Origin of the sequence: Metabacillus arenae, from assembly GCF_014773385.1 — a bacterium.
GTDB classification, from domain to species: domain Bacteria; phylum Bacillota; class Bacilli; order Bacillales; family Bacillaceae; genus Metabacillus_D; species Metabacillus_D arenae.
In genome coordinates this window covers 1-14553 of record NZ_JACXAI010000025.1, presented here as the reverse complement: position 1 = coordinate 14553, position 14553 = coordinate 1, and the positions used below count along the sequence as shown (strand labels likewise).

The following is a 14553-nucleotide window of genomic DNA, read 5'->3' as shown; positions in this document are numbered from 1 at the left end:
TGTCACTCCTCTTACTCTTCTAATAGGCAATTCATTTTGCAATAAGCCCATTAAATACTTAAACCCTTGCTTTTCTGTACCATACCATTCTACCATTAGCACAAAAATCTATCTAGGTCTCTTTTTGTCGAAAGCATGGAGCTCTTTTACCATATCTTCATACAATCCATTGGTTGCTGCCTCTTCACTTTTTGTATCCATATGAACAACGGCTAGTGCATATTTTGGATTTTCCACAGGAAAGTAACCCGCAAACCATTTATGATACAGTTTTTCTCCTTGTTGATTCTTTTTTCCGGTTTCTGCTGTACCGGATTTTCCAGCTACTGAGTATAGAGAGGTTTGAAATCTTCTGCCTGTTCCCTTCCCATCTGTCACTACATGACGTAATAGCTTTTGGAGCTGCTCGGCTGTGTATTTATCAATTTTTTCACCATCTAATTGATTAGACGAAAAAGAGTGCATTGTAGTTTCATTCTTATACAATATAGAGTCTACGAGTTTTACCTGCATTTTTTGTCCGCCCCGTGAAATTGTCGCCATCATGTTTGCGATCGCAAGCGGTGAAACTCTTACATCTTTTTGGCCGATAGCCGTTTGAGCTACTGCTTTAGGAACTCTTTTTTCTTTTTCATCTAACCAAATAATGCCTTTTCTCTCTTTAGGAATTTGCCTGAAGTTCTCATAATGATAAATTTCTCCTTGCCATCCAACAGGTTCAATTAATCCAAGCTTATCAGCATATACCTCAATGGCATTCTTATCTTTCTCCAGTAATTCATTAGCCAGGGTAGTAAACGTGTAGTTGCAGCTCTCGGCAAAGCTTTCTTGAAAAGTTAAAGCTCCTGCTTCTTTTTCATCATCTGCTTCTCCATACAAATTCAAATCACAATTAAACGTTCGTGATGGGTGATCGAGATTGTTTTCTATTGCAGCTGCTGCAATAACCGTTTTAAATACTGAGCCTGGAAATGAAGGCTGGATCATATGGTTTAATTGAGAGTTCTTGTTTTTTAAATCTAGGTCCGGTTTACTTACAAGTGCAAGCAACTCACTCGTTTTTGCATCTAATAATACTAATCCGCCGCTTTCAATCGAATGCGAGTTCAATAAAGATTCAGCAGTTTTTTGGATGTCTGCATCAATCGTCGTTTTAATGCTGACTGGATAGAACGGATTTGAGTCGGCCAAGTACTTTACATTTACCCCAAAAAGGGGGTGACCATTTCCGTCTACATGATATAGAAGCTTCGTTTCTGTATCAGGAAGGAGAAATTCATCATATGCCTCTTCCAATCCAGTAACTCCTACTTTTGTTTTCCCTGGTATTAAGTCTTTATCAGGATATTTCTTCCTGAAATATTCTTCATTTTCTGAGGTCAGTCCAATTGTATGATCTGCTATACTGTCCTTTAACGGTATTTGTTTGTATATCCCAAAAACACCGGGTACTTTCATATCATTAATTTTTTTTATATCTTGTTCTGACAGCTTTACGCCTTGTTTTTCCCCGAGGATAAGAGGTTCTTTTGCTTCTTCAAGCCAGTCATTTATTTTTGTGACCGGAACATTTATCATACTTGATAATTGTTCCATTGGCCAAGATGTTTCCAATACGAATGGAAACAAAACTAAAGTAGGCTCTCGTTTATCTGAAAGCGGTTTAAGATTGCGATCAACAAATCTGCCCCTTCCATCATCAATAAGCACTTCCTGGGTGCGTTGATTCACACTTTCTTCTACTAAATTCACATGATTTTCCGAAAAGCTTTCACTGGTGAACAATTGAATTTCTGCCAGCCTTCCTATAAGTATAAAAAACACGGCTAATATAACAAAGCCCATCCATTTTAATCGTTTAGAAGAAATCATAATAAAAACACCTCGTCAACATTCTCGACGAGGCGTCCTAATAATAAACCTATTGGTTATCGTAAATGTTGTGCTGGAAGCAACAACATCATCCTAAGGTGAGAGATGGGAAGTGAAACCCGGTGGCAATCAGTGAATGAACGATTGCTTAATTAAGTATCACTAATATTTAATAACAACATTTTCTTTTTATTTAATGTTTACAATCTTTACAAGCATTTCTCCGCCAGGCGTTTGTACACTGACTTCGTCCCCAACAGAACGGCTCATTAAGCTTTTTGCGATTGGCGAATCATTGGAAATCTTCCCTTCGAAAGGATCCGCCTCTGCACTTCCAACAATTGTATATGACTCTTCTTCGCCATTAGGAAGTTCCACAAAAGTTACCGTTTTACCTAAAGAAACGGAATTTGAGTTTCCATCCGTTTCTTCAATAATTTTTGCATTGCGAATCATATTTTCTAACGTAGTAATTCGGCCTTCCACAAATGCTTGTTCTTCTTTAGCAGAATCATACTCAGAGTTCTCAGAGAGATCTCCAAAGCTGCGAGCTATTTTTATTCTTTCTACAACCTCTTTACGTTTAACCGTTTTCAAGTATTCAAGCTCTTGCTCTAATTTTTCTTTTCCTTCTTTCGTCATTGGGAAAACTTTTTCCTTCGCCATTGATCCATCACTCCTTCTAGAATTGCTGTCCCCCATAAAAGGTCAGGTATGTATATGAGTACTATAACTACAAGAACGAGGACAAAATATTGTCCCCTTGCTTGTATATCCTGTCTAGCAGGCGATATGAGCCCGCTGTCAGTGGGTTTCATTTTATTGTTATACTTCATCATATTATTGATTAAGTGAATTTGCAAAAACTTAGACTTAGACGCTTGAATAGGAAAAGGCCTTCTATTCAAGCGATCCAGCTTAATACATAATATGATCTCTGTACTCTTTATCTATGCTATGTTATTACAAAATAGCATTCAGTTCAAGAATTGTTTGAATTTTTGTGACCATTAAATCTACTGCCACATGATTTTGTCCGCCTTCAGGTATGATAATGTCTGCATAGCGTTTTGTAGGTTCAACAAATTGATTATGCATAGGGCGAACTACAGAAATATATTGTTCAATGACAGAATCTATCGAACGGCCTCGTTCTTTAATATCTCGCAGCATTCTTCTAATTATCCTTAGGTCTGCATCTGTATCGACAAACAATTTTATGTCCATCAGATTACGCATTCTCTCATCTTCAAGGACCAATATTCCTTCAAGGATGATTACATCCCTTGGTTCAACCATAATGACTTCATTTGAGCGGGTATGCATTTTATAGTCATAAACAGGTTTTGCAACTTGTTCATAATTTAATAGCTGTTTGATGTGGTCAATAAGCAAATCATTGTCAAAAGCCAAAGGGTGATCATAGTTGGTTTTAAGTCTTTCTTCAAAAGGAAGATGGGCTTGATCCTTGTAGTAAAAATCCTGCTCAAGCATAAGAATGGAATGACCTTTAAAATGTTCATATATCGCTTTTGTTACGCTTGTTTTACCAGAACCCGATCCTCCAGCTACTCCAATTACTATGGGCCTTTTTCCCATTGCGGATTATTTCCCCTTTCTCATCATATTGTTTGGGAAGACAGGTCTGTCAACTTTAAATTTAACAATTTGCAGAGGATGGCGGGCTGCATCAAGCTCTTCTCCATCTTCATCCCAAAGCTTATCAATAACATGAGTAAAGTTTTCAATTTCAGGTCCGAAAAATTCTAATTCGTCCCCTGGTTTGAAGAAATTGCGTTGTTGCAGTGTAACCATTTTGGTTTTCTCATCATACTCCAGAACAAGACCAACAAAGTCAAATGTTGTTTTCTTTCCATGAACTCCGAACATTTGCTCCTGCATGCCAGGTACACCTTCAAAAAAGGCTGGAGCAGTATCACGGTTCGCGCATTTGTCTAATTCTTCAAGCCATTCTTTTTGAATCGTAAAGTTTTCAGGATCAGCACAGTATGCATCAATAACCTTTCGATAAACACTTACTACTGTAGCAACATAATGGATTGATTTCATACGGCCTTCAATTTTCAAGCTGTCAATTCCTAGTTCTATCATTCTAGGGATAGACTCAATAAGCTTTAAATCTTTCGGGCTCATGGCAAATGCGGCATCCTTTTCATCGAAAAGAGGTGTTTCCTGATTATTCTCTAATTTAAAGAGATCATAGTCCCAGCGACAGGATTGACAGCACCCTCCTCGATTGGAATCACGAGCTGTCATATGGTTACTTAATGTACATCGTCCTGAATAAGCAATACACATCGCTCCGTGGATAAATGTTTCAATTTCAATATCCACTTTTTCTTTCATTTCTTGGATTTCTTCAGCACTTGTTTCACGCGCTAACACGACTCTTTCAAGCCCTTCTTCCTTCCAAAACTGAACCGCTTTCCAGTTTGATAAAGATTGTTGGGTGCTTAAATGGACTTCAAGCGCTGGTGCTACGCGGCGGCAGGTTTCAATGATAAGAGGATCTGCGACAATAATTCCGGAAACCCCCGCAGATTCTAAACCTTTCAAATAATCTTCCAAACCGTCCATGTTTTCGTTATGAGCAAAAATATTTGTTGTAACATAAATTCTTGCTCCGTATTTGTTTGCAAATTGAACGCCCTCTGCCATTTCTTCTATTGAAAAATTATCTGCATTTGAACGAAGTCCAAATTCTTTTCCTCCAATAAATACAGCATCAGCTCCATAGTGGACAGCAATCTTTAATTTCTCGAGGTTGCCTGCCGGTGCTAACAGCTCAGGTTTTTTAGTTATGGTACGCTTTCCACCAACAATAGATGAGATTCTATCTTTCACAGCAGCCATGTTCATTCCTCCTTTTTTAATAGGCTGTTTTTACGAACTTTACTAGCAGCCTTCTACAAAGTCCTTCGCTTCAAAAATTGATTATCTCTTGAGATTAGAGGTATACGGTGAGACCAGCTGCAATCGGCAATTCACCGATTGCTTCTATTTATAGGACTCTTCATTTGAAAATAGTAACAATCTCTTAGAAAAAACTTATTAGTAAACCGTTTCTTTAAAGAAAAATCCTGTATCTAAAGGGCGGTTAGTTGGTTGTATTTCTTCAATTTCATTTAAAAGCTGATCTTTTATTTCTTCATATTCTTCTCTATTGTCTACACACAGATCAATCGCTTTGCGGTATTTTTTTGTTACTTCAATTAAATATTCAGGTGTCTTCAATACTCCATCGATTTTAAAAGAATCAACTTCCGCATCGATCATATCTTCCAATTCATCAATGATGCATATATCGTTTGGACTCATAATATGAGTCCCATTCTCATCCTCATAGATTGGGTATTTATTATTTCTCTCTTTATCATGTAAAAAAAGACCTGTGTCCCTTTTTCTATTTTCAATTTCCATTACTTTTCCTTGATATTCAAAATAGTTGCCGATAAGTGAACGTTTTGATTGGAACATGCATGTCATTCCATGAACCTGTACTTCCACTTCAACCTCTGCATGCTCTTTAATTTCAACGACTGCATCCATATTTAACTCTCTGGCTAATACAGCTCTCTTCGCACCTTTTCTTCCCCAGTAATTACAAGAGTACCAGTTGGTAGCCGTTGTTTCTGTGTTCCAATGAAGCTTCATATTCGGGGCGGCTTCTCTTGCTGCCATTAATACAGCAGGATCTCCAAATACAATTCCATCAACCTTGATTTGATCTAAAAACTGGATATATTCAGTTAGTTCTTCAACTTTTTCATTATGAAAAAGGGCATTCATCGCTACATATAGTTTTGTTTGCATGTTATGGGCAATTTCTACCGCTTCTTGAACAGCCCCGCGGTTAAACTCACCAGCTAAACGGAGGCCATACCGCTCTTGTCCAACGATAAATGCATTTGCGCCTGCATGTGCAAGCTTTTCTATATCTTCAACCTGTGTAGGTGTAACAAGTAATTCCGGTTTCTTCATCTTTCTTCACCTCTTTTTAAACTTACAGCAATTCCATCTCCAATCGGCAGAATTGTTGTTTGGTAATCAGGATGTGCATTCAGCCATTCATTATAGTGTCTAATCTTTTTGATCAGGCTTCGAACCCGTCTGCTTTCAATATGGTCAATGCTTCCTGCTACTAACCCCTTAAATAGTACGTTGTCAGTCACAATCATTCCTGATTGAGACAACAATGGCTCATATAACTCAAAAAATCGTTTATATTGCCCTTTTGCCGCATCTATAAATAAAACATCGTATGGTGCATTCATTTTAACGATCTCATATAATTCTAATGCATCTCCTTTAATAAGGGAGATTCTGCCTTCTAAGTTCAGTTTTTGTATATTCGACATTGCTTCTTCATAACGCTGCTCGTCCCTTTCAATCGTTATGATAGAAGTATAAGGTAATGTCTGAGCCATACGAATGGATGAGTATCCAATAGCAGCTCCAATTTCTAAGATTTTTCCAGGCTTTTTTAAAGTGAGGAGTTGAAGAAGAACAGCAATGGCAGATGGCTCCATAATCGGTACATCATGATCCTTCGCAAATTGTTCGATTTCAGAAACTTCGTCCGAACGCTTAGGCAGCAGACTTTCTAAATACTCGTTTGTCTCATTCATTCCAGCTTCTTCCTCCGATCACAAAGCCAATCTCGCAAATCTCCGCAAAAAAGAGAGCTCTAATAAGAACTCCTCTGGCCGTTTTTATCTTTATGCTTCTGCTTTTCTTCATTGTCCAGCTCCAGGCGCAATCGGTCCTTAGGTCATAAGCCAATCCTCTCAAAAAGGCAAAAGCGGCCTTTCTGTGAGGCTCGTCTTATGCTTGTCGGGGCTGTTCAAGGCGCTTCTGCTTTTCTTTATTGTCTAGCTGCAGCGCCTAGCCCCTCGAGGTCATAAGCCAATCCTCTCAAAAAGGCAAAAGCGGCCTTTCTGTGAGGCTCGTCTTATGCTTGTCGGGGCTGTTCAAGGCGCTTCCGCTTTTCTAGTAACAACTCGATATATTTTACCACAAACAAAAGGGGAATGCGAATATGATTCACTTCCCCAATAATTGTCATTTATTCTGTTTTGTAATATGCTTTGCTTTTTCTTTATTGTGCTCTTTTAAGGTTTTGGTGAAGATAACTTCTCCTTTTCTTGTTGCGAGGAAATATAGAAAGTCCGTATTTTCAGGTTCGAGTGCAGCAGCAAAGGAGCTTTCGCCTGCATTTGCAATCGGACCTGGCGGCAGTCCTGTATTTTTGTATGTGTTATAAAGTGAATCCACCTCTAAATCATCATATAAAACTCGATCCTTATGTTCCCCTAACGCATATAAAACGGTTGGATCTGTTTGAAGGGGCATCCCCTCTTCTATCCGGTTATAAAACACGCTAGATATTTTGTCTCGATCTGCTTTTTCAGTTGCTTCTTCCTCAATTAAAGAAGCCATTGTTAAAAATTGATGGACATTCATTTTCTTTTCTTCAATTTTCGGCAAATAGTTTAAGACCATTTTATTTGTCTGCTGCACCATTGGTTCTATGATGTCTTCTAAAGAAGGTTTCTTTTCATAAAAAGGATAAGTGGCTGGATATAGATACCCTTCTAAAGCATATTTAATGTGTTTCTTATCAATTTCATTTGTTAGCGTATCAGGATATTTCTTTTTTAAGTAATCAATAAATTTCTTATCCTGAAGCTTGTTTAAAACTTCTTTTTCTGAATAAGGAGCACTTTTAGCTATAAGAGCTGCTATTTCAGATAGTTGTCTGCCTTCTGGTATGGTGATTTGAAAGGTAACATTTTCTGATACTTTACCTGTTTTCATTAAATCAATCATTTCTTGAAAGTCCATAGCTTGATTTAACTGGTACTCTCCTGCTTGGAAACCAGATTCACTTTTAAACTTTACATAGTATTTAAAAATATGCTTATTCTTAATTAATCCGTTATCTTCAAGAATACCAGCAATAGAACTAACAGAGGATCCGATTGGAATTTCTACCATCACCGGATCAGTATTCTTTGGATTAACAGGCTTCAGTGCAGATTTAATATAAAGATAGCCCCCGCCAATCACTCCCGAAAATATAATAATTAAGGAGATGAAAACGGTAAGTACTATTTTTCTGACTACCTTTGCTTCAGTATGTTGCTGAAGGAGCTTAGTATGTATCGAATCCTTCTTTGAATCACTCATGTTGGAGTCCTCCTCTCGCCTGTTTAACTCATTCTTAACGGGAAGTAAGATCCCCATCTTTATATTCTGGGGAGCAAAATATTAGGTGGAGACAACTTGCCCGCATAGGTCCTGAAAATTGAACACAGACTATGAGCGCCGCTTTTTGATGTTTTCGTCTGTGTGACCTGCTTCCTGCAGGCCTCAGGCTTTCTAACAGTGGGATAAAAAATCCCCACTGCCTGAAAGTTTCCCTTTATTATACTACAAAATTTGATGAGATTCGGCAATTTGTTACTATTTTCCCTTGTGTGTGATGGTTGCTATTAGAAAAATGCTCTTCCATTAAAGAACATGGTTCAAATCCCTCAGATGAGAGATTATCCATTTTCGGCTGAAATTAATCTTTAAACAAGGAAATTATCCTAGAAAAGCCTCGTAACTCGGGTAGTTAAAAAAGGGCAAGGGCGCCCTAGAACAACCTAGAGCACCAAGAACAAAAAAGAAGTCTTCGGTGAGAAGACTTCTTTTTTGTATTGTCAGAAAGTTTACGTTAATTGAAATATTAACGTGGCAAAGAGAGTAGTCGTTGTCCAGCTCCGAGTGTCAGGGACAATCCGTCTAGAAAGTTAAAGAACAACCTTCCAGACGGCTCGTATTTTGCTTGTCGCCGAAGGACTAACGCCCCTGAGCTTTTCTAAATTATTCATCCTCATTATCGAGAAAAGTGTTAAGCATTTCCTCAATCATATCCCACTCTTCTTCGGATTCAATCGGCTGAAGCTCTCCATCGATTCCATCTTCAGAAGGGACAAAGCTTGATGCGTGTATCTCTATGTCATCCTCATCTTCGTGCTCTCCGCCTACTGGGTAGTACAATACATAAGATTTGCTGAATTCATCAGATTCAAAAGTAAACAGAACCTCACATAATTGTTCGTTTCCATTTTCATCGACTACTGTAATTTGCTTATCTCCATGTTCCATATTTCATTCCACCTTATTCTTAGTTTCGGCTGTCTAGAAAGCCTTGTAAGATAACAACAGCAGCCATCTTATCAATAACTTTTTTTCTTTTTTTTCTGCTGACATCTGCCGATATGAGCATTTTTTCAGCAGCCATGGTCGATAATCGTTCATCCCATAAAATAACAGGAAGGTTGAATGTGTCCTCAAGTAATCCAGCAAACGCTTTGCTCGCCTCTCCTCTTGGACCAATGGAACCGTTCATATTCTTAGGCAAACCTAGAACAATCTTTTCGACAGCTTCCTGTTCAATGATTTCTCTTAAACGTTCCAATCCATAGTTTTGGCCTTCTTCGTCAATTTTAACCGTCTCAATCCCTTGTGCAGTCCAGCCCATTTCATCACTCAATGCTACACCAAGGGTCTTGGATCCATAATCCAACCCTAATATTCTCATTTAGATTTAAGCCTTTCGCTGATTTTGTTTAAGGTATGCTTTCACTAGCTCCTCGATAAGTTCGTCCCGCTCTAGCTTTCGGATTAAATTGCGCGCATCACGATGACGAGGAATGTAGGCAGGGTCTCCTGAGAGTAAATATCCTACAATTTGATTAATTGGATTATACCCTTTTTCCTGTAGGGCATCATAAACGGTGAATAGGACTTCGTTTACATTCGTCTCCATTGAGTCATCAGAGAAATTAAATTTCATCGTTTTATCAAACGAACCCACGAATAAGCACCTCTTTCTCAGATTCACTGAACCTGCTAGTCCAATCTCTTAGTTTCATTCTACACTATGAACCACAATTATAAAACGGATTTAACCCATTCTTCTACATAATTAAGTGCACTCTTAAGCTGCCCGGGATCCTTTCCTCCCGCTTGCGCCATATCAGGACGGCCTCCGCCTCCTCCACCACAGCGCTCGGCCACTTCTTTAATTAATTTTCCGGCATGAAGCCCCTTACCCATTAAATCCTTTGTTACCCCAGCTACAAGGTTCACTTTCTCGCCTTGAGCTGCTCCTAAAACGACCACTCCAGAACCGAGCGTATTCTTTAACTCATCTACCATTGACCTGATGCTGTTCATGTCTTTAGCATTAACTTTGCTTGCTAGCACCTTTACTCCATTTACGTCTTTGACCTTATTTACAAGCGTTGCTGCTTCTACATTTCCTAGTTTTGATGTTAGTGATTCGTTTTCTCTTTGCAGGCTTCGATTTTCAGCTAATAGGGTCTCAACGCGGTTTGCTGCATCTTTTGGATTTGTTTTTAATTTAGCAGCCACATCCTCAAGAACAGATAGCTGATCATTAATGATTTGATAAGCACCTTGACCTGTAACAGCCTCGATTCGTCGTGTACCAGCTCCTATACCTGTCTCGGATATTATTTTAAATAATCCGATCGAAGAGGTATTATCCACATGACAACCGCCGCAAAGCTCTAAACTGTAATCCCCCACCTGTACTACGCGGACAATGTCACCATATTTTTCACCAAACAAGGCCATTGCGCCCATTTTCTTTGCTTCATCAAGTGATTTGTAATCGCTTTGAACTGGAATAGTTTGCCACACTTTTTCATTTACAATTTGCTCAATTTTAGTTAACTCTTCGGAAGTAACTTGACCAAAATGCGAGAAATCAAAACGGAGTCTTTCCGCTGTTACGAGGGAACCTGCTTGATTAACATGTGTTCCCAATACATCCTTTAGAGCCTGATGAAGCAAATGTGTGGCTGTATGATTTTTAACTATGGCACCTCTTGTCTCTTTATTCACTTTCGCTGCAAGAGACATATTCTCCTTTAGAGTCCCAGATTCTACAAACACAGTGTGCAAATTTTGTCCGTTTGGAGCTTTTTGAACATTTTTTACTTTTACAACAACTTCCTCATTTTGCATGGTTCCTTCATCCGCTATTTGACCGCCGCTTTCAGCATAGAAAGGAGTTTGATTTGTAATCAGCTGAATTTCGTCCCCTTCATGGGCTTCCTGGATAAACTGACCATTTGAGATTAAATATAGCGTTTTAACTTCTGCTTCTAATGTCTCATATCCCAAAAATTTACTTTCTGCTGAAATATCACCAAGAACCCCGCCTTGAATCTGCATAGAACCGACATGCCCTCTGGCAGTTCTTGCACGTTCACGCTGAATGTCCATCTCCTTTTCAAAGCCTTCATGGTCCATTTCCATATTTTCATCTTCTGCATATTCCTCTGTTAATTCAACAGGGAATCCGTACGTATCGTATAGTCTGAAAATCGCTTTTCCAGGAATTACATTGCTGTTATTTTCTTTTTCCTGCCTGATAACATCCGCTAAAATAGCTAATCCTTCGTTAAGAGTTTCATGAAACCTTTCTTCCTCATTTTTAATAACTCTAGCTATAAATTCAGACTTTTCTTTTACTTCTGGATAAAAGTCAATCATAATTTCGGACACAACAGGGACTAATTCGTACATAAATGGACGATTGATTCCTAATTTTTTTGCATATCTCACGGCTCTGCGCAATAAACGGCGCAATACATATCCCCGGCCTTCATTTGAAGGAAGAGCCCCGTCTCCTACTGCAAAGGTTACGGTTCGGATATGATCTGCAATAACTTTGAAAGCGACATCCTTTTCATAGTCCTGTAAATACTTTTCACCTGAAATTGTTTCAGTTGATTCAATGATTGGCATAAACAAATCGGTGTCATAGTTTGTGCGCACATTTTGAATAACAGATACCATACGTTCAAGGCCCATTCCCGTATCGATGTTTTTCTTAGGCAGAGGAGTATATGTATGATCAGGGTTGTGGTTGAATTGTGAAAAAACGAGATTCCAAATTTCCAAATAACGTTCATTTTCCCCGCCTGGATACAGTTCAGGATCATTTAAATCATTGCCATACTCTTTCCCGCGGTCATAGAAAATTTCTGTATTCGGACCGCTCGGTCCTTCTCCAATATCCCAGAAGTTCCCCTCTAAACGGATTATTCTTTCCTCAGGAATACCGACCTTATCCACCCAAATATCGTAAGCTTCATGATCTTCAGGATGAATCGTAACTGAAAGCTTTTCAGGATTAAAACCAATCCACTTGTCACTCGTTAAAAATTCCCACGCCCACTCAATCGCTTCTACTTTAAAATATTCCCCTATTGAGAAATTGCCGAGCATTTCAAAGAACGTATGATGACGAGCAGTTTTGCCGACATTCTCAATATCATTCGTTCTAATCGATTTTTGAGCATTGCAAATTCTTGGGTTTGCTGGTATTACACGTCCATCGAAATACTTTTTTAACGTTGCTACCCCACTGTTAATCCATAGCAAGGAAGGGTCCTCATAAGGTACAAGTGGCGCACTAGGCTCCACAGAATGACCTTTTTCTTTGAAAAAATCTAGAAACAATTGACGTACTTGTGCTGAAGTTAATGACTTCATTGCTCTTCCTCCTTTTTAAATTTGGTAAAACCAAAATCTTACTCGGGTAAACAGATAGGATACGAGTCTTCCAGTAATAATATAGTTACTGCTCTTCTAAAGAATGAAAAGCTGGATAGTGTCTTGTTCCCTCTTGACCAGCATAATACAAGCTTTTTTAAAGAGATTAGCATGTGGCCCATAGGTTAACACTTTATCGAGCTTTAAACTTTTGAAACCTCAAAAAGCTCCCTCCCTATGTAAAATCAATTACACAGGGACGAGAGCTTACTCGCGGTACCACCCTGATTATGGACAAATTTAGGTCCATCACCTTTATGAGCATAACGTTGCTCTAACGGCAGGTTTTTGCCTGCACTCAGGACTAGCTTTCTGTTACCCTCAATTTAGAATTTCTTTCAGCCTTGGAAATCCCTCTCTGAAAAATCGGACTGTAACATACTTATGTCCATCAAAGTATTTGATATGTATTATAAGGTGAATTATAGAACAAGCATTTGTCCTCTGTCAATGCTGCCATTTAAGCTGAGCCAGATGTACAATCAATACCTTCATAATCACGACGACTGGTACGGCCAAAATCATTCCGAGTATACCAGCTAATTTTCCTCCCGCCAGTAAAGCCAGCATAATAACAATTGGATGCATATGCAAGCTTTTTCCAACAATCAATGGCCCAAGGATGTTCCCTTCAATAAACTGCAAAGTTAAAATAATGATAACCACCATCAACACGATTCTCGGCGACATTGTCGATGCAATGATGAGAGCAGGAACAGCGCCAATCAGCGGACCAAAATAAGGGATAATGTTTGTAATCCCAATAATCAGGCCTAATATTAAAGGGTATCTGACTTGAAAAATCCATAGTGAGATAAACGCTAAAAAACCAATCAAAACACAAACAAAAAACTGCCCCCTAATATAGCTTCCAAGAGAGTGATCTAAATCCTTCATAAATTGTTGGCCTTGTTTTCTCCACTTTTTCGGTGTTAAATACCATGCAGATTTTTTCAGTACTTCAAAATCCTTTAACATATAGAAAACAAGGAATGGGATGATAGCAAGGACAAGGATGTAATCCACTAACTTTCCTATACTCCTTAATACCTTATCAATCGCATGATTCATCCATATCTCTATATCATGAAAGAAGCCGTCTATTCTTTCATGAATTCCATCAGGCCAATGGTCTGTTTGATTATGAATGAATGAAAGCCAGCTGTTATACGTTTTTGCGATATATGGAATATTGTTAGACAAATCCTTCAATTGTTCTATAAGTACCGGAATCCCCCGATAAAATCCATAGCCTATTGCACCAAAAAATAAAAGATAAATAATAAAGATAGCTAAAGGGCGCTGCACACCTGATTCATGAAGCTTTTCAATTAGCGGGTGAAGTAAATAAGTAATAAAGGCAGCAATCAAAAACGGTCCAAAAATTGCTTTAACAACTGTAATTAAAGGATTCCATAGAACATTAAGCTTTAAAAACATATAAATCGTTAGAAACGTTAACAGCAGAAGTGCAATACTCAACAACCACTTGATTTGCTTATCCCTCATTAATTACCACCTCCATTCTTAATGTGATGACAATTGATGGATTTTATACCGATCCTGTTTTAATGTGCACCAGAATGAAGAGTGAATTTTAAGAAACAGTTAAAAATTTTATGAGCAAATCTATTCCCGTGATTCCTTTTTTTAAGCCAGTTCTATCAATTTGGTTTCCAGTTCTCGGTTTTTTCTGTCCTGTTAAAATGATGACTAAGCCAAAATAGTTCAATATGAGCAAATTTTCGGTGTGAATGACCACATGAGCATTTTTATTTTCGAAAGTCATATTTATGGACCAGACGGAATCTTTTTTATCGGCTTTCTCTAGATTCTGGTCTTTTTATTTATTAGCGGTTGGGCTTCACGTGCTTCAAGCCTTCCTCCTATTTACTGGCTACACTTCCTTTTTACTGTCTACAACGGTTTAGACCCCTTATTTTAGACACAAACTTTTATTTTCTTTGTTTATCGCAATATTTCATTTTCTTCTTCACCTTTGAGATTGTAGATGATGTC

12 protein-coding genes and 1 other annotated feature are annotated in these 14553 nt (G+C 38.4%); all 12 genes read right to left on the bottom strand.

Features of this window, described 5'->3' with window-relative positions; all coding sequences use genetic code 11:
- Positions 1–108: 108 nt before the first annotated feature.
- The 12 genes from IC621_RS17660 to IC621_RS17605 all read right to left on the bottom strand — a co-directional run bounded on the left by IC621_RS17660 (position 109) and on the right by IC621_RS17605 (position 14043).
- Positions 109–1872 carry a peptidoglycan D,D-transpeptidase FtsI family protein gene (locus tag IC621_RS17660; protein WP_191159871.1) on the bottom strand — a complete coding sequence of 588 codons (1764 nt, stop codon included), beginning with the start codon at positions 1870–1872 and terminating at the stop codon, positions 109–111.
- 189 nt (positions 1873–2061) lie between these two features.
- Positions 2062–2538, bottom strand: coding sequence for a transcription elongation factor GreA (gene greA / locus IC621_RS17655; RefSeq protein ID WP_191159869.1), 477 nt, complete (start codon positions 2536–2538; stop codon positions 2062–2064).
- A gap of 297 nt (positions 2539–2835) precedes the next feature.
- Complete coding sequence (gene udk, locus IC621_RS17650) at positions 2836–3471, bottom strand: uridine kinase (RefSeq protein WP_191159867.1); 636 nt, start codon at positions 3469–3471, stop codon at positions 2836–2838.
- A 6-nt stretch (positions 3472–3477) separates the two neighbouring features.
- On the bottom strand, positions 3478–4746 hold the full coding sequence (locus IC621_RS17645; protein WP_191159865.1) for a peptidase U32 family protein: 1269 nt from the start codon (positions 4744–4746) through the stop codon (positions 3478–3480).
- Positions 4747–4944: 198 nt separating this feature from the next.
- Positions 4945–5874: a peptidase U32 family protein gene (locus IC621_RS17640; protein ID WP_191159863.1), complete on the bottom strand. Its 930-nt coding sequence runs from the start codon at positions 5872–5874 to the stop codon at positions 4945–4947.
- Positions 5871–6521 (bottom strand): O-methyltransferase, encoded by a 651-nt coding sequence (locus IC621_RS17635; protein ID WP_191159861.1) that lies wholly within the window; start codon positions 6519–6521, stop codon positions 5871–5873. The genes IC621_RS17640 and IC621_RS17635 overlap by 4 nt, the downstream gene beginning before the upstream one ends.
- Positions 6522–6954: 433 nt before the next feature.
- Positions 6955–8082 (bottom strand): endolytic transglycosylase MltG, encoded by a 1128-nt coding sequence (mltG, locus tag IC621_RS17630; protein WP_191159859.1) that lies wholly within the window; start codon positions 8080–8082, stop codon positions 6955–6957.
- 681 nt (positions 8083–8763) lie between these two features.
- Entirely contained in the window at positions 8764–9048 is a 285-nt protein-coding gene (locus tag IC621_RS17625; RefSeq protein WP_191159857.1) for a DUF1292 domain-containing protein, read from the bottom strand.
- A 19-nt stretch (positions 9049–9067) separates the two neighbouring features.
- Entirely contained in the window at positions 9068–9484 is a 417-nt protein-coding gene (gene ruvX / locus IC621_RS17620) for a Holliday junction resolvase RuvX (RefSeq protein WP_191159855.1), read from the bottom strand.
- A 6-nt stretch (positions 9485–9490) separates the two neighbouring features.
- Entirely contained in the window at positions 9491–9760 is a 270-nt protein-coding gene (locus IC621_RS17615) for an IreB family regulatory phosphoprotein (RefSeq protein ID WP_191159853.1), read from the bottom strand.
- Positions 9761–9837: 77 nt separating this feature from the next.
- Positions 9838–12474: an alanine--tRNA ligase gene (gene alaS, locus IC621_RS17610; protein WP_191159851.1), complete on the bottom strand. Its 2637-nt coding sequence runs from the start codon at positions 12472–12474 to the stop codon at positions 9838–9840.
- Between the two features lie 252 nt (positions 12475–12726).
- Positions 12727–12938, bottom strand: a binding site (T-box leader).
- Positions 12939–12981: 43 nt separating this feature from the next.
- Complete coding sequence (locus IC621_RS17605; RefSeq protein WP_191159849.1) at positions 12982–14043, bottom strand: AI-2E family transporter; 1062 nt, start codon at positions 14041–14043, stop codon at positions 12982–12984.
- Between the last annotated feature and the right edge of the window lie 510 nt (positions 14044–14553).

Bases quoted from the DNA above. Each gene is read 5' to 3' on its own strand.
- greA (WP_191159869.1), bottom strand. From the start codon at position 2,538: ATGGCGAAGGAAAAAGTTTTCCCAATGACGAAAGAAGGAAAAGAAAAA.
- alaS (WP_191159851.1), bottom strand. From the start codon at position 12,474: ATGAAGTCATTAACTTCAGCACAAGTACGTCAATTGTTTCTAGATTTT.
- IC621_RS17605 (WP_191159849.1), bottom strand. From the start codon at position 14,043: ATGAGGGATAAGCAAATCAAGTGGTTGTTGAGTATTGCACTTCTGCTG.
- udk (WP_191159867.1), bottom strand. From the start codon at position 3,471: ATGGGAAAAAGGCCCATAGTAATTGGAGTAGCTGGAGGATCGGGTTCT.
- IC621_RS17625 (WP_191159857.1), bottom strand. From the start codon at position 9,048: ATGGAACATGGAGATAAGCAAATTACAGTAGTCGATGAAAATGGAAAC.
- IC621_RS17635 (WP_191159861.1), bottom strand. From the start codon at position 6,521: ATGAATGAGACAAACGAGTATTTAGAAAGTCTGCTGCCTAAGCGTTCG.
- IC621_RS17645 (WP_191159865.1), bottom strand. From the start codon at position 4,746: ATGGCTGCTGTGAAAGATAGAATCTCATCTATTGTTGGTGGAAAGCGT.
- mltG (WP_191159859.1), bottom strand. From the start codon at position 8,082: ATGAGTGATTCAAAGAAGGATTCGATACATACTAAGCTCCTTCAGCAA.
- IC621_RS17660 (WP_191159871.1), bottom strand. From the start codon at position 1,872: ATGATTTCTTCTAAACGATTAAAATGGATGGGCTTTGTTATATTAGCC.
- IC621_RS17640 (WP_191159863.1), bottom strand. From the start codon at position 5,874: ATGAAGAAACCGGAATTACTTGTTACACCTACACAGGTTGAAGATATA.
- ruvX (WP_191159855.1), bottom strand. From the start codon at position 9,484: ATGAGAATATTAGGGTTGGATTATGGATCCAAGACCCTTGGTGTAGCA.